The following is a 17,688-nucleotide window of genomic DNA, read 5'->3' as shown; positions in this document are numbered from 1 at the left end:
AAACCAATGACTAACGCCAGCATCGCGGCGGTGGTTCCCCTGCGACGGGGATTTTTTGCGAAAGGTGGGGGTTTTGTTAACGGCGCCCTGCACCGGGGTGCGCTGCGTGCATACGCCCGTCTGCACCGCCATCTGCACCGGGTGCTGAACGGGTGATTTGGCCACATTGACGCGATGCAGCAATCATGCTGCAATGCAGCAATTGTCGTCTGAGGCGACCTTGGGGAGCGCCATATGGGCCATGTCATCACCGTCGCGCAGCAGAAGGGCGGGTCGGGGAAAACCACCCTTGCTGTCAATCTGGCTGTTGAATTTCTGAAGCGTGGTCAAAGGGTTGCGATCCTTGATACCGATCCGCAGGGCAGCCTTGGCCGCTGGTTTCTGGCCCGCCGGGATGGGGTGGGGGTGGAGGGGATGGAGTTCTCCACCGCCAGCGCCTGGGGTGTTTCCTATGAGTGCGAAAAGCTGAGGAAAACCAATGACATCGTGATCGTCGACACGCCGCCCAAGGTGGATGCCGACCTGCGCCCCGCGCTGCGCGAGGCCGATCTGGTGCTGATTCCGGTGGCGTCTTCGCATGTCGATCTCTGGGCGGTGGATGGCGTGCTGGATCTGATCGCGCGCGAGGGGCGGGCGGCGTTGGTGGTGCTGAACCGCTGGAAGGCGGGCACGCGTCTGGCCGATGAGGTGGCGCAAGCCGCTGGAGATAAAGCGAAAGTTGCCGTGGCGCGGTTGGGCAACCGCGTGGTTTTTGCCGAAACGCTGGGCGTCGGGCTGGCCGCGATGGAGGCAGGGCGCAGCCCGGCGCGGGCCGAGGTGGCGGCGTTGGCTGATGAGGTTCTGGCCAGCCTTCAGGGCTGATCGGGGCCTTTCACAATGAGCACCCAACCCGCGTAAGCCCCTGCTGCGCCGAACAGAATGGCCCACATCGGGTTGCCCAGCATCAGTTCGAACCCGGCCCAACCAAGGGGCGCGAGCGCGGTGGCCCAGCGCACCCAGGCGCGGCGGAACATCGGGTGGTTGGGGTCGAGAAAGGTTTTCATGCGCGCCTCGTGATCGGGTGCCCCCTTATGCGACAGCGCGGGGATTCGGCAAAGGGTGGCGTTGCGGCTTTTGTGGCGGGGCGGGGGCGGCGCTGCTTCGCGGTGGTGGGGCGATTCTTCGGGAAAAAGGAAACAATTCCGGGCGAAATCCGCCGCACTTGCCCGGCTTGCCATGCTGTTGCCTTGTTTGGCGGCGAGTCTGGCAACAGTCCCTTTTTCGCCAGAGTGCCATGCAAACGCCGTCGCGCCTTCTCTTTCTATGTTTTGCGGCCATGATTTATTGCATGCCGCGCGCGGACGAGCCTGCCGGGCCGCTGTTCCTGCTGTCGTCGGTCACGGCGCTGGCGGCGCTGATGATCTGGATGCGGGCGGCCTTTGCCGCGCGTCTGCCAAAGTTTCGCCGCCGCCGCCGTCGCCGCCGTCCGCCACGCCCGGTGCAAGAGCGGCGCTGGGTGGTGATCGACGGATCGAATGTGATGTTCTGGGAGGATGAGACGCCGTCGCTGTCTTCTGTCACGGCGGTGGTGGGCGAGGTGCGCCGGGCGGGGCTGACGCCGCTGGTGTGGTTCGATGCCAACGCGGGTTACAAGCTGGCCGACCGGTATATGAACCCACGCGATCTGTCGCGGGCGATTGGTCTTTCGGCCAAGCAGGTGCGTGTTGCGCCCAAGGGTTCGCCTGCCGATCCGCTGCTGCTGGATGACGCGGCAAAGCTGGAATCGGGCATTGTCAGCAATGACCGCTATCGCGATTGGGTATCGCGTTTCCCCGAAGTGATCCGGCCAGAGATGATGGTGCGGGGGCGGGTGGAAGGCGGGGCGGCGCTGCTGGATTGGCCCGCCACCGCCGTGCATTAGCGGCGGCGTTTGGTTCCGCCGCGCTGGCCCGCGCGGCCTGCGGTGGAGCGGCCGGAGGATTTGACAGCGGCCTCGGCTGCCTCTTCCACCGCGGATTGGCGGGCGAGGGGATCGTCGGCGATGGCAAGTTCGACCGCCTCGAGCCGTTTCACCTCATCCCGCAGTCTGGCGGCTTCTTCGAATTCAAGGTTTTCGGCTGCCTTGCGCATTTGCAGGCGCAGGGCATCGAGATGGGCCGCGAGGTTGGAGCCGACCATCGGCTTGTCGACCCGTGCCGTGACGCGGGCCATGTCGGTATCGCCTTGCCAGAGACCGGCGAGCACGTCTTCGACGTTCTTCTTTACCGTGGTGGGGGTGATGCCATGGAGCGTGTTATAGGCGATCTGCTTGTCGCGGCGGCGGTTGGTTTCGGCCATGGCGCGTTCCATGCTGCCGGTGATGCGGTCGGCATACATGATGACGCGGCCCTCGGAATTGCGCGCGGCGCGGCCGATGGTTTGAATGAGTGAGGTATCCGAGCGCAGGAACCCTTCCTTGTCGGCATCCAGAATGGCGACAAGGCCGCATTCGGGGATGTCGAGCCCTTCGCGCAAGAGGTTGATGCCGACCAGCACGTCGAAGGCGCCAAGGCGCAGGTCGCGCAGAATTTCGATGCGTTCGATCGTGTCGATGTCGCTGTGCATATAGCGGATGCGGATGCCCTGTTCGTGGAAATATTCGGTCAGGTCTTCGGCCATGCGTTTGGTCAGCGTGGTGACCAACACGCGTAGGCCGCGTTGGGCGACGATGCGGATTTCGGCCAGCAGGTCATCGACCTGCATGTCGACAGGGCGGATTTCGACCTGCGGGTCGATCAGGCCGGTGGGGCGGATGACCTGTTCGGTGAAGACGCCGCCGGTCTGTTCCATTTCCCACTTCGCCGGTGTGGCGGAAACGAAGACGGATTGGGGGCGCATGGCATCCCATTCCTCGAACTTCAGGGGGCGGTTGTCCATGCAGGAGGGCAGGCGGAAGCCGTGTTCGGCCAGCGTGAATTTGCGCCGATAGTCGCCGCGATACATGCCGCCGATCTGGGGCACCGAGACGTGGGATTCATCGGCAAAGACGATGGCATTGTCAGGGATGAATTCGAACAATGTGGGCGGCGGTTCGCCCGGTGCCCGGCCTGTCAGGTAGCGGGAGTAGTTTTCGATCCCGTTGCAGACGCCGGTCGCCTCAAGCATTTCCAGATCGAACTGGGTGCGCTGTTCCAGACGCTGCGCTTCGAGCAGTTTGCCTTCCTTGATGAGCTGATCAAGGCGCAGGGCAAGCTCGCCCTTGATGCCCTTGATCGCCTGCTGGATCGTCGGGCGCGGGGTGACGTAGTGGCTGTTGGCGTAGATGCGGATCTGTTTGAACGTGTCGGTCTTGACGCCGGTGAGCGGATCAAATTCGATGATCGCCTCCAGCTCTTCTCCAAAGAAGGAAAAGCGCCAGGCGCGGTCTTCGAGGTGGGCGGGCCAGACTTCGACCGAGTCGCCGCGCACGCGGAAGGAGCCACGGGCGAAGGCCTGATCGTTGCGGCGGTATTGCTGGGCCACCAGTTCGGCCATGACCTTGCGCTGGTCATACATCTGCCCGACCATCAGATCCTGCGTCATGGCGGAATAGGTTTCCACCGAGCCGATACCGTAGATGCAAGAGACAGAGGCCACGATGATAACGTCATCGCGTTCCAGAAGCGCGCGGGTGGCCGAGTGGCGCATCCGGTCGATCTGTTCGTTGATCTGGGATTCCTTCTCGATATAGGTGTCGGACCGCGGGACATAGGCCTCGGGCTGGTAGTAGTCGTAGTAGGAGACGAAGTATTCCACCGCGTTGTCGGGGAAGAAGCCCTTGAATTCGCCGTATAACTGGGCGGCCAGCGTCTTGTTGGGGGCGAGGATGATGGCCGGGCGCTGGGTCTGTTCGATGACCTTGGCCATGGTGAAGGTCTTGCCTGTGCCGGTGGCCCCCAGCAGAACCTGATCGCGTTCGCCGGCCAGAACCCCTGCTGATAGTTCGGCAATCGCGGTGGGCTGGTCGCCCGCCGGTTGGAAGGGAGTGGACAGCACGAAGCGACGCCCGCCTTCCAGCTTTGGCCGGGTCAGCACGTCGGGGCGTTCGCTGAGCGCGTTGGTGTTGTTGTGGGGCATCTGATTCCCTCCGGGGATTCGGGCCAGTTGGAGAGATTTGATCCGTTTTTGTTCCCCTGCAAGCGCGGTTGGGGCGGACTTGCGAAAAGTTTCGCAAGCGTGAAGAAGGTTGGATCAATTTTATGGGGTTTTTCGTCGACGGGCGCATCCTTGGGTTGCAAAGCGTTCAGGAATGGGGGATGGTGAAGGGGCAAGCAGCAAGGCTGCCGATCGGTCGCACCACACACCCCACCCACACTCCCCGTGGCCGATCGGCAGTTTCTGAAGCAAGGTGAGACATGCTGGTGCTTGCGTCCGGCGGCCAATTTCGCCACAACACCCCTGCACGATCAGGAGGTATCCCATGCGCGCCCGTATCTATCAGCCTGCCCGAACCGCCATGCAATCCGGCACGGCCAAGGCAAAGGGATGGGTGCTGGAATTCGCGCCCGCCGCAGCGCGGGAAGTGGACCCTCTGATGGGCTGGACATCGTCGGGTGACACGCAGGCGCAGGTGAAGCTGCGCTTTGATACGCGCGAGGCGGCGCTGGCCTATGCCGCCGAAAAGGGGATCGAGGTCGAGGTGACGGAGCCCAAGGCGCGCAAGCCGGTGATCCGCCCGCGCGGCTATGGCGAGAATTTCGCGACGGATCGGCGCGGCGCCTGGACCCATTGAGGGTCGCGCCGTGATGGATGTGACGATCACCGAGGAAAGCCCGGTCGGTTCCGACCTGCGGCTGCTGTTTGAACGGCATACGGCGGATATGCATGCCGATACGCCGCCTGAATCGATTCACATGATGGATGCGTCGGAACTGGCCACCCCGGCGGTGCGGTTCTTTGTGATGCGCGATGTGGGGATGCCGGTGGGCATGGGCGCGTTCAAGCGGATCGACGATACCCATGCCGAAATCAAATCGATGCATGTGCTGACCGAGGTGCGGGGGCGGGGCTTGTCGCGCCGGATGCTGGACCACCTGATCGCCGAGGCGCGGGTGATGGGCTATCGGCGGCTGAGCCTTGAGACCGGGGTGCAGCCCACCTTTGTGGCGGCGCGGGCGCTTTATGCCAAGGCGGGGTTCGTGGACTGCCCGCCGTTCGAGGGCTATTGGGATGATCCCAATTCGGTGTTCCTGACGCTGACGCTTTGAAGGTCTTGCCTGAACGCGCGCGGTCGGCCAAAAGGGGGCCATGGTCCCGTAGCTCAGCTGGATAGAGCAGCCGCCTTCTAAGCGGCGGGTCGGGGGTTCGAGTCCTCCCGGGATCGCCACCCAAGCCATAAGTGCTTGATGTGCCGCCATAGTTACGCCCCCATCAATCTTGGTTTACCGTTGGCCGTTCCCGCTATGATCGCCTGACGATTCACGCGGTCGGTATATTCCTGCACCTCGTCTAGCGTCACATGCCCCACCCAAGCCTGCATGATCGTCACGGAAAGCCCCGCTTCGGCCAGCTTGTGCATCCGATACTTGCGAAGTCCGTGGGCTGTCTTGCCCGTCAGTCCAGCCTTGCGTGCGGCAGCGGCGAACCACTGGCTAAAGCCTTTCTGCGTTCTCGGCTGGCCGTATGCCGTCAGCATGTAGACCAAGGCCCGCGTATTCTTGATGCAGGCTTCTAGATCGGCGCGTTGATGCTCTAGGCCGAAGGCTTGGCATGTCCACGGCACATAGGCGGGCTTGCCCGTCTTTTGCTGCGTGAACGTCAGCACCCCGTCAGCCCCGACCATTTGCGGGCCTAGCCGGATAGCATCGACGCACCTCGCCCCTGACCATTGCAGAATTTCCATAGCGGCACGTTCTGGCGTTCCGATGTGCCAATGCGCGCGGAAGGCGGCGATGTCGGCATCCGTCCAGGGCTGATGGCCGCCCGTGCGGTCGAGGCGCTTGCGTTTCACGCCGTGCGACACGTCGCCAACCGTCGCCCCGGTGCGCCGCCAGAAGTCGCATAGCTTGCGCCACGCCTTTAGCCGGGATGACGCCACGGCTGGCGATAGCGGCTCTAGATCGGCTTCGATGTGCTTGCCTTGAAGGTGGGCAAGTTTGGCCTTTGCCCCCTGTTCGCTGATCTTGTCCGCATGGCGACGGATGATAGCGCGATAGGCGGGCTTTAGGTCGCTGTAAGACCGCGATGCAAGGTAAGCCTCGCATCCGGCTGCAACCGTGTCAGGCGCGACCCTAGACCGCTTCTGTGGGGCCTTCTGTTCCTCGGCCAGCCATGCCGCAACAAATGCCGGATCATCTTCGGGAATGCCGTTTGGCAGGGGCTTGCGGGTGCGCCTGTGGTAGCGGTGTTCTTTCCCGTTCTTGATGACCCTATGGACGCGCGGCAGTTTCATCGGCGTCCGAATGCCCCGTCGCATGTGTTGTTCCCCTCGCCTTCGGTTGGCAAGGTGGAAGCATAAGCATCAAGGTCTAGGCGGTCGTAAAGCCGTTTTCCGTCCAGCACCTTTCGCGGGATCGGCAAGTCGCGCAGTTTCGTTGCGGACACGCCAAGGTAAGCGGCTGCATCCGGCGTCGGCAGAAGGCGCGGGGCGAATGTGATGTGCTTAGTCATGCGGCATGTCCAGCATCGCCGCCGCTGTCTGCGCGCGAACGGCGAGGGGGCTATGGCGCGTCATTGGGGACCTCGCGGGCATATCGTTTTGTGATTGCCTGAACGCGCTGCTTGCTGGCCTTCCAAATCTGGTAATACTTGGTCAGTTCTTTTAGCGCGCTGCGTTTTGGCATCACGTCTGGCGGGTCAAGGCATTCAACGCCCCATCCCGTCGGCCCTCCGGTCAATCTAGCAGTCACACAGATTGGCGGAATGCCGAATGTAAATGTGATATAGTCACCGTGTTTCAGCGGCACCCCGTCCTCGTCTTTTGGCGCGTTCATCCGGCTCACCCCCTCAACCTGGCGCAGGCAGCCCACACGCCCGCGATGAATGCAGCGATCAGCAGCGCGGCGCAGGTCATGGGCTGGCCTCCCAATGAACCCCGATGATCCGCAGCCCCGGCAGTTTGCCGACATTGGCTTGCCAGACCTGTTCCGGGTCTGTGCCGTGCAGAACGATGCCATAAAGCCCGTCATCGCCCCGATAATCGCACTGCCACGGCGTAAACGGGCCTAGAGCGGATGGACTGCGTTCTTCCGCTGCGACACGGCGCAGGGCGTCCCAATCGTGCGTCATGGCTTTCCCTCCGGGATCAGGGCGATGACGGCCTGCGCTGCTTTCCCGCAAGCCCGCATTCCGTTCATATCGCCAAGCGACTTCTGCACGTCTGCAACAAGCCAGACCGTTTGCGCCGCCTCTTTCAGCGCCCCCGCCCGCACGTCCTCGGCGGGTGCGGCGGGAAGGGCGCGGATGGCGTCTTGCACGTCCTGCCATGTGTGGCTGGTGAAAACGGCGGGGCTAGACAGAGTTCCACCCTCGGCCCGCGATGCGTATCGCTTCCAATGGTAGTCAGCCATTGCCTTGACGGCATCCCCGCGCCGGATCAGGTCGTCGTCACCCATTGCTGCCTCCATCGGCGATGGCGGCGCGGAAACTTCCGATCTGGCCCAAAATGGCGCTTGCCAAGTTGAATGCGCTTACCGGCTCACCGTCATTGCATTGCTGTTTTGCTGTGTCGCAGCGTGACACTATCGTCGCCAGAATGCCGCGCAGGGTGGCGTTTTCGGCCTCGGCGGCAAGGTGGCGTTCGCGGCTTTCTGCCCATGTTGTCAACAGCCCGTTCCGCTCCTGCGTCACCTCCGCCACCGTCGCGGTCAGCGCCGCGATGCGGGCGCGCAGGCGGGCGTTTTCGTTGTGAAGGTCGTCATGGCGATCCATGAGTTTGCAATAATCTTGCGCCCCCTGATCACGGTCCGCCGTGAGGGCAGACAGGCGGGCGGCGGCTCTCGCCTCAATAGCAACAGCCAGCTTGTCTAGCCGATCCCAAACAAGATTGTTGAGAGACGTATCAACTTCTGGATTGTGGTAGTTAATTATACTGTCCAAATCGGACAGCGCTGTATTCAGCAGAAGGTTCCGTTCTCTATCCGCGTGGCGTCCCACCAGATCATCCCCCGGCGCGATGTGGCGGGCTATGGCGGCGAGGGCGTCGGCATAGGGTATCCACTTCCCGTCAGGCGTAGGCTTTCCGGGATGCCCGTCTTGCTGCCACATGATGTCATAGCCGCTATGACGCGGCACGTCAGCCAGCCAGCGGGCGGCTTGTTCGGTGGGGGTCATGCGCGGGGCTCCAATTTGGCGAGAATGGCGCGGGCGTCATCTTCCGCCTCAATCAGCCATTTCAGGTTTGCGGTTGGCCCGGTAATGGTAAGCGCCCCATCGCCGTGTTGATCTTTCGCAGAAACCGCCTCAAGCAGGTTGTCCAGCGCCTCCACCAGTTCCGCCACCACCCCGTCGTCGGGGGCTTCCAGCGCGGCGAGAATGCGGGCAAGCCTCTTGCGTTCCTCCATGACAGCGGCGGATTGCGGGCTCTTATGCGAAGGCTCGAACTTACCGCGATACGTCGTTTTCACTTTGCCGACAGCCAGAAGCGCCAGCACCGCGTCCCGGTCGATCATGTCACCCATTGCTGCCTCCATCTGTGAGAGCGGCGCGGGCAGGCTCAACCGCAGTCAGGAAATGCAAGATCATCTTTCCGGTGTTGTCGTGGCCTTCTTTCACCACCTCATCAATGATCCGACAGGCTTCCATCGCGTGTTCGTGCGCCCCCTCCATCCGCGCCAGACGGGCGCGCAAGCGGGACACCTCGGCCTCGGCTTGATCGGCCCTTTGAGCCTGCTTCATTGACGCGACATGGTGCGCACCCGCGCCTTCAAACCACTTGTCACGATCAGTTTGCGTTTCCGCCACCTGCGCCGTGAGGTAAGATACGCGGGCGAGAAGGGCGGTGATTGTGCTGGCGGCGCGCTTTCGTGTTGGCGTGCGCGCACCTTGCAGCACGATCAGAACGGCCGTTGCCCGCTCCACCAGATCACCCCCCGGCGCGAGGTGGCGGGCTATGGCGGGCAGCAGATCGTGCCAGTGGACATACGCGCCATTTGGGTCTTCGCGCAGCAGTTCTTCGCCAACGTGGACAAAGCGCGGCACGTCAGCCAGCCAGCGGGCGGCGAGTTGTTCGGGGGTCATGCGCGGGTCTCCGGTGTGTTGTGGGCGACAAGGGCGAGGGCGGGGGTCATTTGGCGAAAGCCGTAGCCGCAGCGCGGGCATTTGCAGCCAACAAACGCGGGCCAGCTATAGCCACACCAAGAGCAGCTTCTTTTCAGCGATGGCATCCCAGCGCCTCCTTGAGGTTGATCCACTCTTGACAGTGGGTCAGCGGGCCGGCCTCACAGGCAAATGCATACCGTTCAATGCGCTCCACCAGTTCCGCCACCACCCCGGCGCCGGGGGCTTCCAGCGCGGCGAGCATGCGGGCCTCGTAGTCGGCTTGGGCTGCGGCCTTGGCGGCTTCAATGGTGGGGAAGCGATGCCAACTGTTGAACAGGCGCGGATGCTCGATTTCATACGTGCCGCCCTCATGCAGAACGACTTGGTATTCGTCGCCGTAAAGGTCTTTCGCAGCGCCGTTCACCCACACCAGCGGCTTCACCCGCACGGGCGCGGGGGCCTGGGCGATGTCGGCGCGGACGTATTCATTCGTGTAGTTCATAGACGGCGTGTCAAAACCAACGTGGCATTTGCCTTCCGTGCTGGCCGTCCAAATCCGTTCCGGTGCTTGCGTCATCCCCACCACCCAATCCAAATTGCCACCCCGCGCCCCAGCGCATACCACCCGGCAATCCCGCCAAGCAGCGCAAACGGAAGCCACCACCCGTCAGGAAGCCGATACGTCGGAGGCGCGGTCATGGCGCACAGCCAATCATCAGGCGCAGTTGCCTTTCTTGCGCAGCCCACGCCGCAGCCCTCGCCGCATCCCACGCCGCAGCCCACGCCGCATCCCTCGCCGCATCCCTCGCCGCATCCCTCGCCGCATCCCACGCCGCAGCCCCCGCCGCATCCCTCGCCGCATCCCTCGCCGCATCCCACGCCGCAGCCCACGCCGCATCCCTCGCCGCATCCCACGCCGCATCCCTCGCCGCATCCCTCGCCGCATCCCACGCCGCAGCCCTCGCCGCATCCCACGCCGCAGCCCCCGCCGCATCCCTCGCCGCATCCCTCGCCGCAGCCCTCGCCGCAGCCCTTTCGGCTTGTGTGGCATCATCACGGCGCAGCATGGCAATCTGATCGCGCACCCGCGTATCGTTGGGGCTTTTGGCGTCAAAATGATGCAATACCTGATCTGCGCACCATGCCTGAAAATGCCGCGACAGGCGTTCCAGCGAATTGGCGCGCAGGCACCACAGCGCATCATCCAGACCGTTGCTTTCAAGGATCGTGAGCAGGGACAATGGCTCGTCATCAGCCTTTGTCTTGCCCAAATGCTTGAGCAGCTTTTCCCAGCCGTCGCGGCAAGGCTCGTGCGCGCGGATTTCGTTTAGTGTGGTGATGCTGTGAAAAGCAGGCTCCACATGCGGCAGGCAGTCGGTTTCGTCGTACAGTTTATTCATCACTTCCCCCCGTAAATCGGATTGCGGACAGGACGCGGGCTTGTTTCCATGACCAAGCCAAGATGCGGCATGGCATCAGATGCAGGCTCAACGCAGGCGGCAGGCTGTTCATACGTCACAGCCACCTCCCAGCAGGCGTCCAAGGCATCAGGGCCTGTGAACGCGCCTTCCAGCGTAGATGCGACGAAAAGCAGAATAACGGGGGCCATCAGAAGAACGCCTCAATCAGAACGGCGGTCGTAACGGCGGCGGCTGCGGCGTCCTGTTGCGCGTCCATCGTGCGATAACCGCGCTCGGTGCATTCGACGTATTGCGGGGTTCCCGGCTTGTAACCGATGGCGTCACATTCGTTCTTTGCGCCTTGTGCCAGTTGTTCCGGCGTGGCGCAGGCGGCGAGGATTGCGACGATTGCGAGTGCTGCGTATTTCATTTGTGCTGTCCTAGATTAAGGCCGCGAAGATGGCGGCGAAGATTGCGGTTAGAGCGAGAAACGGGATCATCGGCGCGCAACAACCAAGACTATCGCGGCAATCACCAGCACCAGCGCGGCAGGCATCCAAAGCGGCGCAAGCACCCACCACCAAGACCACGCAATGTAGCCTGTTAGTTTCAGCGCAATGAACAGGATTGCCAGCAATCCAAAGAAGCCAATTCCGCCGCTCTTGTTATTTGTGTTTTGTGTCATTCCGTCATTCCGCTTAAAAGTCCCCCGCCCGAAGGCGAGGGAAGTTGCAGGGAGGATGCGCCTTAACCCAAGCGCGGGGATTGGCCCTTGGACAGCTTCGCGGCGATCCAGACCAAGACGACCGTCAAGCCGTCGATCATGAAATCCACGAAGCTAGGGGTGACAAAGCGGCAGGCCATATCGCGGGCTGTGTCGGTCATGTCATTCCTCACAGGGACAGGACGCTGTAGAGCGTCACGATGGCGACGAAGGCGAAGGCGACACACTCGCGGAGTTCGCGGGCGTATTCCTCGCGGCGGAGTTCGGAGAGGGGGCGGAGGTCACGCATTGACTTCACCCGCGCCGAAGATGGTCACGGAAGCCTTGAACCACTCGCCTTCCTTGGTCGTGCGGACGCGGTAGCTAAGGCCAGCTTCAACAGCCTTTTCGGTGATGGCGCTGATTTCGGAGAGCAGGGTTTCCCGGTCCTGCTCCTCAAATTCGTGGTGGGTCATGCCGCCACCTCGTCGGCTTCGATCTGCGCCAGGAACCAAGCATCCGGCACATCGGCGGTGAGCATGTCGAAAGCCTCGCCGGAAGCTGCGCGCCACGGGCTCGACTGATGCCAGCGCGTTTCTACGCTGATGATTTCCACGGTCGGGCCTTCGGCGGGGCTGAAACCCTCGGCGGCGTTGTGCCAGGTCACAGCCTTGCGGCCTGCGGTGACGGTGAAGGTGTAGCGGGCTTCCAGCGATGCGATGACGGTCTTGCCGTCCATCACGTGAACCTCGCGGTGAGCGATGTGCATAGTTTTTCCTCTCAAGCGGAAGCCCGCCCCGCCTCAAACGCGGCGGCGACAAGCAGGTGAATTGGCATGGCTTCAACGATTGCGCCGGGTCTCCACCCTGTGCCCTGGCAATCGGGGCAGGGCGTCCAAACGGTGTTGCGCGGATCGTGGCTGGACGGTTCGCGGTGGCCGCGTTTCCCACGGCACGTCCGGCAGAACTCATCGGGATTGTAGAGCGTCATTTCCCATACCCCTGATCGAAGTCGAAAACGAGGAACGGGCCCTCCCGCAGGATCGGCAGGAACATCTTGCCAAACGGCAGATCGAGGTCGCGGATCAGCAGGCGCGGGAAGTTGAAGGTGAAGTAGCGGAAGCCCTTCCGATACTGCGCGACATACAGGCCGCGATCATCGGCATTGAGGGCAACGCGCCGTCCGCCGTCGTGGAAGAAATCAGCGGCGCGCACTTGGGGAAGGGCCACCTTCGGCACGAACAGGTTGCACATCAGCGTGCTGCGAGAGTGCAGAATGTAGGCAACGTCAGGCTGGGCGGCATCAGAGCGCGGACGGCCGCGCGTCCCTTCGATCTTGCGCCACATCGGCGGAGCGGTGGGGGTGGAGATTTGCTGGAACTGACTATCCGGGGAAAGGTCGTTCATCGGGGTTATCCTCACTGGGGTTTGTGGGGACATTGTTTGCACAGAGCAAACACCGGCACAAGAGAAAAGTTTGCGGTTGGCAAATATTTTAGTGACGTGTAAGAATCACCTTGCCGCGTGGTGCGGCAGGCACGAGGGAAACGGGATGGAAGTTGGAAAGCTGGAGGTGGAAATCGTAGATGCGGGCTTCCGCTTCGAGGATGTCGCGCTAGGCGGAACGGCCCTGCGCTTTTACATCAACTTGGACAATCAGTTTATTGAGGGCATCCGCGCCGTTGTGGACTTTGGCAGGGCTGCGGTCGAGGTGCAGGACGAGGGTGGCGGCGGAGCCTACTACATACTCCTAAGCAGGCCCTTCTTTGTGCGGCGCATGCTGACATACTCAATCGACGGCTTCTTTAAAGACAGGCCGGACGGCGTCCCGCTGTTCCGTTGCTGGCCGGGAAACGATCACTGGATTGATGACTTCGACAGCAAGAAGGGCGACAGCAGAATTGCCTGCCGTGTCGAGCGGTGCAACAACACGGTTTACAAGATCCACTACTGATGGGCGCGTTAAAGGTCGTAGCTGTCCACAATGGCCGCTGCGATCTTCCGCTTGTCGTGGAGCGTGATGGTAAAGCCTGCATCAGATGGATGCGCGCTAAACCCCGGCTCAACTTCAAACGTTGTGATGTGTCCCGCATCTGCCCTTCGGCCTGTTGCAAGGCTGGCGCGACCCTGCATCGGATTATGATGTTCAGTCACTCGATATTCGCGGCCATCGTCTCCACGGCACAAAAACACCTTAACCGCTGTCATTCTGGCCTCCCTGATTCCAGCTTGCAGCGTAGCACGAAACTGAAACTTAAAATCGCCGCATGGCTGTCAAAGAGGAGTGCTTTGAATGACCCTAGAGTGGATCATCATCATCGGCCTGATCGTCGCTCAGCTGGCGACGTGGATTGGGATATTCATCCTGAAATCAGACAGCGTGTCATTAGAGCAAAACCTCAGATGGATGCTCGTTGACATTCGGAACATAAAAAAGCGCATGGATAGCTGATCGCCAGCCTCTATGTCGTGCTTTGTGATAAGGCGCCTATCCGTGAGGCTAACGCAGTATCGTAGCTTTGGATATTCCCGCTTCTGATCTTCCCACGGCTTTTGCGCTTGCTTCACCGTATCCTCGCCAACAATGCGACTGCAACGAAGGCGTGGAACGGAAACCGATACTAGGTTGATCGATACGTCCGCCCTGTTGCGGATGGTCAGGTCTAAAACATGCCAGCGCGCGCTTTCTGGATCTTCCTGCGCGACGGCCTTCACGTAGGGCGGCTGGCGAGTTGATGCAAACTTGAACTGCCGATAGCCCAAATACAACGCACCAGCCCCAAGCGCCGCGTTCAACCCATCATAGATGCTTGGCGCTTCGATCATGCTCATTCAGACAAGTTATTGAAGCAATCGAGTTCAACATCGTTTCTAAATCTGGCAACTTCCATCTCCCTGAACTCGTCAGTAACCATGGCCGGGCGCTTGTAGGCTTCTAAGATAACTTGCTTAATGATTTCAATCGCTTCCGGGATTGTTTGATCTTTCAATGCCTCGGTCATCGTCTCATTAAGCGGCGCTTCAAGTTGCCGAACTGTCATCACATGGAAGGCAAGCTCGCCCATGGCCTTGCAGTCCTCTGTGGTAAAAGCGTGTGCATTTCCCGCTGTTAATAATGCCGCTGTAGTAAGTGCAAGGTGTGCTTTCATTTTATGCTCCATTGATCGCGGCAATGGTGGCAGCACCTCTTTCGTGAGGCAAGGGCTGTGTTCGTAGTGGCTCTTAAAACCTCCTGATTCCCTCGCAAAATACTGCGCCAGATTTTAGCCATCGCATAACGCTAAAACCCGTGGGGTATCAGAAGTGTTTGGGAAGCCCAGCGTCACGCAGTGAACCGTTGGCGGTGTGCTTGGACTTGCTGCCGTGGTCTACGGTGAAGTTCTGCTTTGTGATGGGGCTATACCATATCTCATGATCGCCCCTTCCTGGCCTAACGTAGTGGCATCCGGCGCGACGTAATATCTCTACCAGCTCACGATAGAAGCTGGCCATTCAGGCGGCAACCGTCACCTGAATGCGCTTGTCTGCATGGATGGCCACGCCAACGGGGCCTGTCATCTTGGGGCCGTTCAACTCGAATAGGTCTTGCAGCGCCCCGGCAACCTTGACGCTGAGTTGCTCAAGGGTTTCCGCCTCTACGTTCAAGCCATACACATCGGGGCTAGACGCAACCCACACGCATGCCTCGTCATCCCATTCCGCCAGAACCTGCAACTCTTTCGCCATGGCTTCCTCCATGCGGTCTTTGCCGCTTCGTTCGATTATTGCACACGTAGCATGTGGCGTCACTAGGGACAAAGCACGGTAAAGTGACGTTGCTGCCAGAAATCATTCGCAAGCATTAACACGCCGTAATTGCTGGATTTTGTAATCCATTCATCCACAGAAACCTTTTGCTCGCCCCTCTATGTTCCCGCTTCGTTCTGCTAAGGTGACTTCGCGTAAACGAGGTGATTGATGACAAAAGAACTTTTGACTTTGGCGGAACGTCTTGATGATCGGCAGCTTGCAGAGCTTGTCAGCTTTGCGTCTCGCCTTGCGACTGCTTCACAAGGAACAGGGCATACTCAACAACCTGGCGCTGGTGAGCCTCATCCAGTTGCTCAACAGCCTCGTCAAGCTGGCCCATAACGGCACTGCGCTTTTCCGTAGCATCATCGAACAGGTCCGCTACGCCAAGCCCAAAGGCATCCGCTATCTGGCGGATCGTCTTTGCGGTGTAGCTTCGCGCGCCCGTCTCAATCTGCGACAGGAACGGCTTAGACACGCCTGACCGTTCGGCCAGATCGTCAAGCGTCCATTTGCGGTCTTTGCGTAGCTGGCGAAGGATCAGGGCCATGTCTCGTTGTCTCACCTAAGCCGCAAGAAGTAAAATTGCGGACAGCAAACTTTTTGCTTGCAAGCATGTTTGCGGTGTGCAAACAATGCACCCATGACAAAACTTCGCACCTTCCTTTCCCAAAGCGGCACAACTCAGGCGGAACTCGCCAAAGAGGTTGGTGTTTCGCGTCCCTACATGAGTGAACTCGTGGGCGGCACGAAAATCCCATCTTTGGAGAACGCCGTAGCCATCGAACGCGCCACCAACGGCGCGGTTCCAGCTTCTTCTTGGATCAACTCGCAAAGGGCCTCCCCCAATGGCTAACGTGCGTCCCTTCCAGATTGATACGTCGAACGCCTGCCCGGTGTCGCCAAGCGACTTGTCCGACATTCATGCCGTGGATTTGTCCGGCATTTTGTCCGGCCGGCGTGTAGATCTGGATGGGATGCGGCGTCGGACGCCGGGCAAGTGGTCGGCCTTCATCCGCGCCCATTTCCGCGACCCGGTGGCTGTAGCCTATTTCTTCAACGTGGATGAGAAGAGCGCCCGCAACTGGTGGCATGGCCGCAACGAGCCGCGCCTGTCGGCCCTGTCTGCCATGTTGCAGGTTGTTCCTGTTAACGCCCGCATCGTCATCGTCAACTATCTGGCGGGGGCGGCGTGATGGGTCAGATCAGTGATAACCAAATTCCAGCCAAAGCTGTGAATGGCCGCGCGACCGTTTCGCGCATCACGAAAGGAGACCTGTCTCAAAATTGCTTTGTTGACCCATGCGAACCTGATTGCGATACGGCTGGCCCCGCTCACACCGCCAGCCGTATCAAATCGGTGAATGTCCGCAAACACCGTGAAGCGCCGATCCAGCAGGCCATCGTCAGCTATCTGCGCAAGGTGCTGCCAAAAGGTTCTGTGGTTCACCACAACCGCAATGAGATTGCCCGTTCCGGGAAATCTTTCCGGAATGAGATTGCCCGCGCCAAGTCACACGGCATGGTAAAGGGCTTTCCCGACCTGATCTGCATCTATCCCGGTGGAGCCTGCTTCTTTGAGGTCAAGGCCGAAGGCAACTATGCCGACGCCGCTCAAAAGGAACTTCACTCAGGGCTTAAGGATATCGGCCACTTCGTCGCCGTTGTCCGGTCGATTGACGATGCTCGGCAATACCTGACCGAATGGGGCATACCCAACAAAGACCCTTCCTAATTCCCTCCAAGAGAGGGTTAACCCGTCGCGCGGTGGAGGTTTGGCGATCACACCCCGACTACAGCACGAAAGGATTGAGCCATGGCTCTTTCGCTTCAAAATCTGGTCCGCAAGACATCGGACAAGCCGCCCCGGATCATCATCTACGGGCGGGGCAAGATGGGAAAAACCACACTTGCCAGCGAGTTTCCCGACCCGATCTTCATCCAGACGGAAGAGGGCGAGGGCAACATCGAGGTGACAACATTCGCCCAGGAACCGCTCAAGAAGTATGCCGAAATCGAAGAGGCAATCGAACTCCTGCTCATGCAGGATCATGACTTCAAGACCGTCGTAATCGACAGCCTCACGCAGCTTGAGCCGATCATCTGGTCGGAAGTGTGCCGCAAGAACAACTGGAACAGCATCGAGGATGCGGGCTACGGCAAGGGCTACATCGAGGCCGATACCGTTTGGCGGCACTTTCTGGACGGGCTGGAAGAACTTCGCCGCAAGGGCATGACAATCGTCATGATTGCCCATGAGCAAGTCGAGCAATTCAGCGATCCAGAGCGCGACGATTACAGCCGCTACAAGATCCGCCTGCACAAGCGGGCTGAGGCGATGGTGCGGGAACGGGCCGATGTGGTCGGCTTCCTCAACATGGTCGTCAACATCGACAAGACAAAGCAGGGCTTCGGCAAGGAAGTCGTGAAGGCGAAAGGGTCGGGCCAGCGGACGCTGCACCTCGCGCCCAAGCCGACCTTCGAGGCTGGCAACCGTTACGAAATGCCGCCTTTTGTGCTTGTCAATCCCGGCGAGGGCTACGCGGCGATTGCCGGGTATCTGCCGGGGCAGAGTGTGAAGAAGCAGCAGCAAGCAGCGTGA

Annotated in this window: 33 protein-coding genes and 1 tRNA gene; 10 read left to right on the top strand and 24 right to left on the bottom strand. The window is 60.7% G+C overall.

Features of this window, described 5'->3' with window-relative positions; translation table 11 throughout:
- Positions 1-234: 234 nt before the first annotated feature.
- Entirely contained in the window at positions 235-861 is a 627-nt protein-coding gene (parA, locus tag RSE12_17275; GenBank protein WRH62101.1) for a ParA family partition ATPase, read from the top strand.
- Here parA and RSE12_17270 read toward each other — a convergent pair.
- Positions 852-1,043, bottom strand: a complete 192-nt coding sequence (locus tag RSE12_17270; protein WRH62100.1) for a hypothetical protein — start codon at positions 1,041-1,043, stop codon at positions 852-854. The genes parA and RSE12_17270 overlap by 10 nt on opposite strands.
- Before the next feature lie 284 nt (positions 1,044-1,327).
- Between RSE12_17270 and RSE12_17265 the strand changes: the two genes are divergently transcribed.
- Complete coding sequence (locus tag RSE12_17265) at positions 1,328-1,900, top strand: hypothetical protein (protein ID WRH62099.1); 573 nt, start codon at positions 1,328-1,330, stop codon at positions 1,898-1,900.
- Here the strand turns inward: RSE12_17265 and uvrB are convergent.
- Positions 1,897-4,074: an excinuclease ABC subunit UvrB gene (gene uvrB / locus RSE12_17260; GenBank protein ID WRH62098.1), complete on the bottom strand. Its 2,178-nt coding sequence runs from the start codon at positions 4,072-4,074 to the stop codon at positions 1,897-1,899. The two genes, RSE12_17265 and uvrB, sit on opposite strands and share 4 nt — an antisense overlap.
- 343 nt (positions 4,075-4,417) lie before the next feature.
- On the opposite strand from uvrB, the gene RSE12_17255 reads away from it, so the two are divergent.
- The 3 genes from RSE12_17255 to RSE12_17245 all read left to right on the top strand — a co-directional run bounded on the left by RSE12_17255 (position 4,418) and on the right by RSE12_17245 (position 5,323).
- Complete coding sequence (locus RSE12_17255) at positions 4,418-4,729, top strand: ETC complex I subunit (protein WRH62097.1); 312 nt, start codon at positions 4,418-4,420, stop codon at positions 4,727-4,729.
- A 13-nt stretch (positions 4,730-4,742) separates the two neighbouring features.
- Positions 4,743-5,204 (top strand): GNAT family N-acetyltransferase, encoded by a 462-nt coding sequence (locus RSE12_17250; protein ID WRH64849.1) that lies wholly within the window; start codon positions 4,743-4,745, stop codon positions 5,202-5,204.
- Between the two features lie 42 nt (positions 5,205-5,246).
- Positions 5,247-5,323: transfer RNA gene (locus RSE12_17245), tRNA-Arg, on the top strand.
- A gap of 33 nt (positions 5,324-5,356) precedes the next feature.
- Here the strand turns inward: RSE12_17245 and RSE12_17240 are convergent.
- The 16 genes from RSE12_17240 to RSE12_17165 form a co-directional block, all read right to left on the bottom strand.
- Positions 5,357-6,412 (bottom strand): tyrosine-type recombinase/integrase, encoded by a 1,056-nt coding sequence (locus RSE12_17240; protein ID WRH62096.1) that lies wholly within the window; start codon positions 6,410-6,412, stop codon positions 5,357-5,359.
- Complete coding sequence (locus RSE12_17235; GenBank protein ID WRH62095.1) at positions 6,385-6,606, bottom strand: DNA-binding protein; 222 nt, start codon at positions 6,604-6,606, stop codon at positions 6,385-6,387. The genes RSE12_17240 and RSE12_17235 overlap by 28 nt, the downstream gene beginning before the upstream one ends.
- Before the next feature lie 50 nt (positions 6,607-6,656).
- The gene (locus RSE12_17230; protein WRH62094.1) at positions 6,657-6,929 is read right to left on the bottom strand and encodes a hypothetical protein; all 273 of its coding nucleotides are present in this window, start codon (positions 6,927-6,929) and stop codon (positions 6,657-6,659) included.
- Between the two features lie 76 nt (positions 6,930-7,005).
- Positions 7,006-7,224 (bottom strand): hypothetical protein, encoded by a 219-nt coding sequence (locus RSE12_17225; protein WRH62093.1) that lies wholly within the window; start codon positions 7,222-7,224, stop codon positions 7,006-7,008.
- The gene (locus RSE12_17220) at positions 7,221-7,550 is read right to left on the bottom strand and encodes a hypothetical protein (protein ID WRH62092.1); all 330 of its coding nucleotides are present in this window, start codon (positions 7,548-7,550) and stop codon (positions 7,221-7,223) included. Before RSE12_17220 ends, RSE12_17225 begins: the two co-directional genes overlap by 4 nt.
- A complete protein-coding gene (locus RSE12_17215) occupies positions 7,543-8,268 on the bottom strand; it encodes a bZIP transcription factor (GenBank protein WRH62091.1) in 726 nt (241 codons plus the stop codon). Before RSE12_17215 ends, RSE12_17220 begins: the two co-directional genes overlap by 8 nt.
- Complete coding sequence (locus RSE12_17210) at positions 8,265-8,615, bottom strand: hypothetical protein (protein ID WRH62090.1); 351 nt, start codon at positions 8,613-8,615, stop codon at positions 8,265-8,267. Before RSE12_17210 ends, RSE12_17215 begins: the two co-directional genes overlap by 4 nt.
- Positions 8,608-9,174: a hypothetical protein gene (locus tag RSE12_17205; GenBank protein ID WRH62089.1), complete on the bottom strand. Its 567-nt coding sequence runs from the start codon at positions 9,172-9,174 to the stop codon at positions 8,608-8,610. Before RSE12_17205 ends, RSE12_17210 begins: the two co-directional genes overlap by 8 nt.
- 133 nt (positions 9,175-9,307) lie before the next feature.
- Positions 9,308-9,772: a hypothetical protein gene (locus tag RSE12_17200; GenBank protein ID WRH62088.1), complete on the bottom strand. Its 465-nt coding sequence runs from the start codon at positions 9,770-9,772 to the stop codon at positions 9,308-9,310.
- Positions 9,773-9,890: 118 nt separating this feature from the next.
- Complete coding sequence (locus RSE12_17195) at positions 9,891-10,595, bottom strand: hypothetical protein (GenBank protein ID WRH62087.1); 705 nt, start codon at positions 10,593-10,595, stop codon at positions 9,891-9,893.
- 208 nt (positions 10,596-10,803) lie between these two features.
- Positions 10,804-11,025 (bottom strand): hypothetical protein, encoded by a 222-nt coding sequence (locus tag RSE12_17190; GenBank protein ID WRH62086.1) that lies wholly within the window; start codon positions 11,023-11,025, stop codon positions 10,804-10,806.
- 66 nt (positions 11,026-11,091) lie between these two features.
- Positions 11,092-11,280 (bottom strand): hypothetical protein, encoded by a 189-nt coding sequence (locus tag RSE12_17185; GenBank protein WRH62085.1) that lies wholly within the window; start codon positions 11,278-11,280, stop codon positions 11,092-11,094.
- Positions 11,281-11,342: 62 nt separating this feature from the next.
- Positions 11,343-11,480: a hypothetical protein gene (locus tag RSE12_17180; GenBank protein ID WRH62084.1), complete on the bottom strand. Its 138-nt coding sequence runs from the start codon at positions 11,478-11,480 to the stop codon at positions 11,343-11,345.
- A 120-nt stretch (positions 11,481-11,600) separates the two neighbouring features.
- Positions 11,601-11,774: a hypothetical protein gene (locus RSE12_17175; protein ID WRH62083.1), complete on the bottom strand. Its 174-nt coding sequence runs from the start codon at positions 11,772-11,774 to the stop codon at positions 11,601-11,603.
- Complete coding sequence (locus RSE12_17170; GenBank protein ID WRH62082.1) at positions 11,771-12,067, bottom strand: hypothetical protein; 297 nt, start codon at positions 12,065-12,067, stop codon at positions 11,771-11,773. The genes RSE12_17175 and RSE12_17170 overlap by 4 nt, the downstream gene beginning before the upstream one ends.
- 217 nt (positions 12,068-12,284) lie before the next feature.
- Entirely contained in the window at positions 12,285-12,704 is a 420-nt protein-coding gene (locus RSE12_17165) for a hypothetical protein (GenBank protein ID WRH62081.1), read from the bottom strand.
- A 145-nt stretch (positions 12,705-12,849) separates the two neighbouring features.
- Between RSE12_17165 and RSE12_17160 the strand changes: the two genes are divergently transcribed.
- A complete protein-coding gene (locus tag RSE12_17160; GenBank protein ID WRH62080.1) occupies positions 12,850-13,251 on the top strand; it encodes a hypothetical protein in 402 nt (133 codons plus the stop codon).
- An 8-nt stretch (positions 13,252-13,259) separates the two neighbouring features.
- Here the strand turns inward: RSE12_17160 and RSE12_17155 are convergent, their stop codons facing one another.
- From RSE12_17155 to RSE12_17130, 6 genes are all read right to left on the bottom strand, one after another.
- Positions 13,260-13,505, bottom strand: coding sequence for a hypothetical protein (locus RSE12_17155; protein ID WRH62079.1), 246 nt, complete (start codon positions 13,503-13,505; stop codon positions 13,260-13,262).
- 126 nt (positions 13,506-13,631) lie between these two features.
- Complete coding sequence (locus RSE12_17150) at positions 13,632-14,129, bottom strand: hypothetical protein (protein ID WRH62078.1); 498 nt, start codon at positions 14,127-14,129, stop codon at positions 13,632-13,634.
- Positions 14,126-14,446 (bottom strand): hypothetical protein, encoded by a 321-nt coding sequence (locus tag RSE12_17145; protein WRH62077.1) that lies wholly within the window; start codon positions 14,444-14,446, stop codon positions 14,126-14,128. The genes RSE12_17150 and RSE12_17145 overlap by 4 nt, the downstream gene beginning before the upstream one ends.
- A 148-nt stretch (positions 14,447-14,594) precedes the next feature.
- Positions 14,595-14,789 (bottom strand): type II toxin-antitoxin system HicA family toxin, encoded by a 195-nt coding sequence (locus RSE12_17140; protein ID WRH62076.1) that lies wholly within the window; start codon positions 14,787-14,789, stop codon positions 14,595-14,597.
- A complete protein-coding gene (locus RSE12_17135; GenBank protein WRH62075.1) occupies positions 14,790-15,035 on the bottom strand; it encodes a DUF1902 domain-containing protein in 246 nt (81 codons plus the stop codon). It lies immediately after the preceding gene.
- Positions 15,036-15,315: 280 nt separating this feature from the next.
- On the bottom strand, positions 15,316-15,636 hold the full coding sequence (locus RSE12_17130) for a helix-turn-helix transcriptional regulator (protein ID WRH62074.1): 321 nt from the start codon (positions 15,634-15,636) through the stop codon (positions 15,316-15,318).
- A gap of 93 nt (positions 15,637-15,729) precedes the next feature.
- Between RSE12_17130 and RSE12_17125 the strand changes: the two genes are divergently transcribed.
- The 4 genes from RSE12_17125 (at position 15,730) to RSE12_17110 (ending at position 17,688) form a co-directional block, all read left to right on the top strand.
- On the top strand, positions 15,730-15,942 hold the full coding sequence (locus RSE12_17125) for a helix-turn-helix transcriptional regulator (protein WRH62073.1): 213 nt from the start codon (positions 15,730-15,732) through the stop codon (positions 15,940-15,942).
- Complete coding sequence (locus RSE12_17120; protein WRH62072.1) at positions 15,935-16,282, top strand: hypothetical protein; 348 nt, start codon at positions 15,935-15,937, stop codon at positions 16,280-16,282. Before RSE12_17125 ends, RSE12_17120 begins: the two co-directional genes overlap by 8 nt.
- Positions 16,282-16,821, top strand: a complete 540-nt coding sequence (locus RSE12_17115) for a hypothetical protein (GenBank protein ID WRH62071.1) — start codon at positions 16,282-16,284, stop codon at positions 16,819-16,821. Before RSE12_17120 ends, RSE12_17115 begins: the two co-directional genes overlap by 1 nt.
- Before the next feature lie 81 nt (positions 16,822-16,902).
- Positions 16,903-17,688, top strand: a complete 786-nt coding sequence (locus RSE12_17110; protein WRH62070.1) for an ATP-binding protein — start codon at positions 16,903-16,905, stop codon at positions 17,686-17,688.

It is taken from the genome of Fuscovulum sp., assembly GCA_035192965.1.
GTDB lineage: Bacteria > Pseudomonadota > Alphaproteobacteria > Rhodobacterales > Rhodobacteraceae > Paragemmobacter.
Note: the sequence above shows the minus strand (reverse complement) of the source record. Positions and strands in the feature narration are given on the sequence as shown.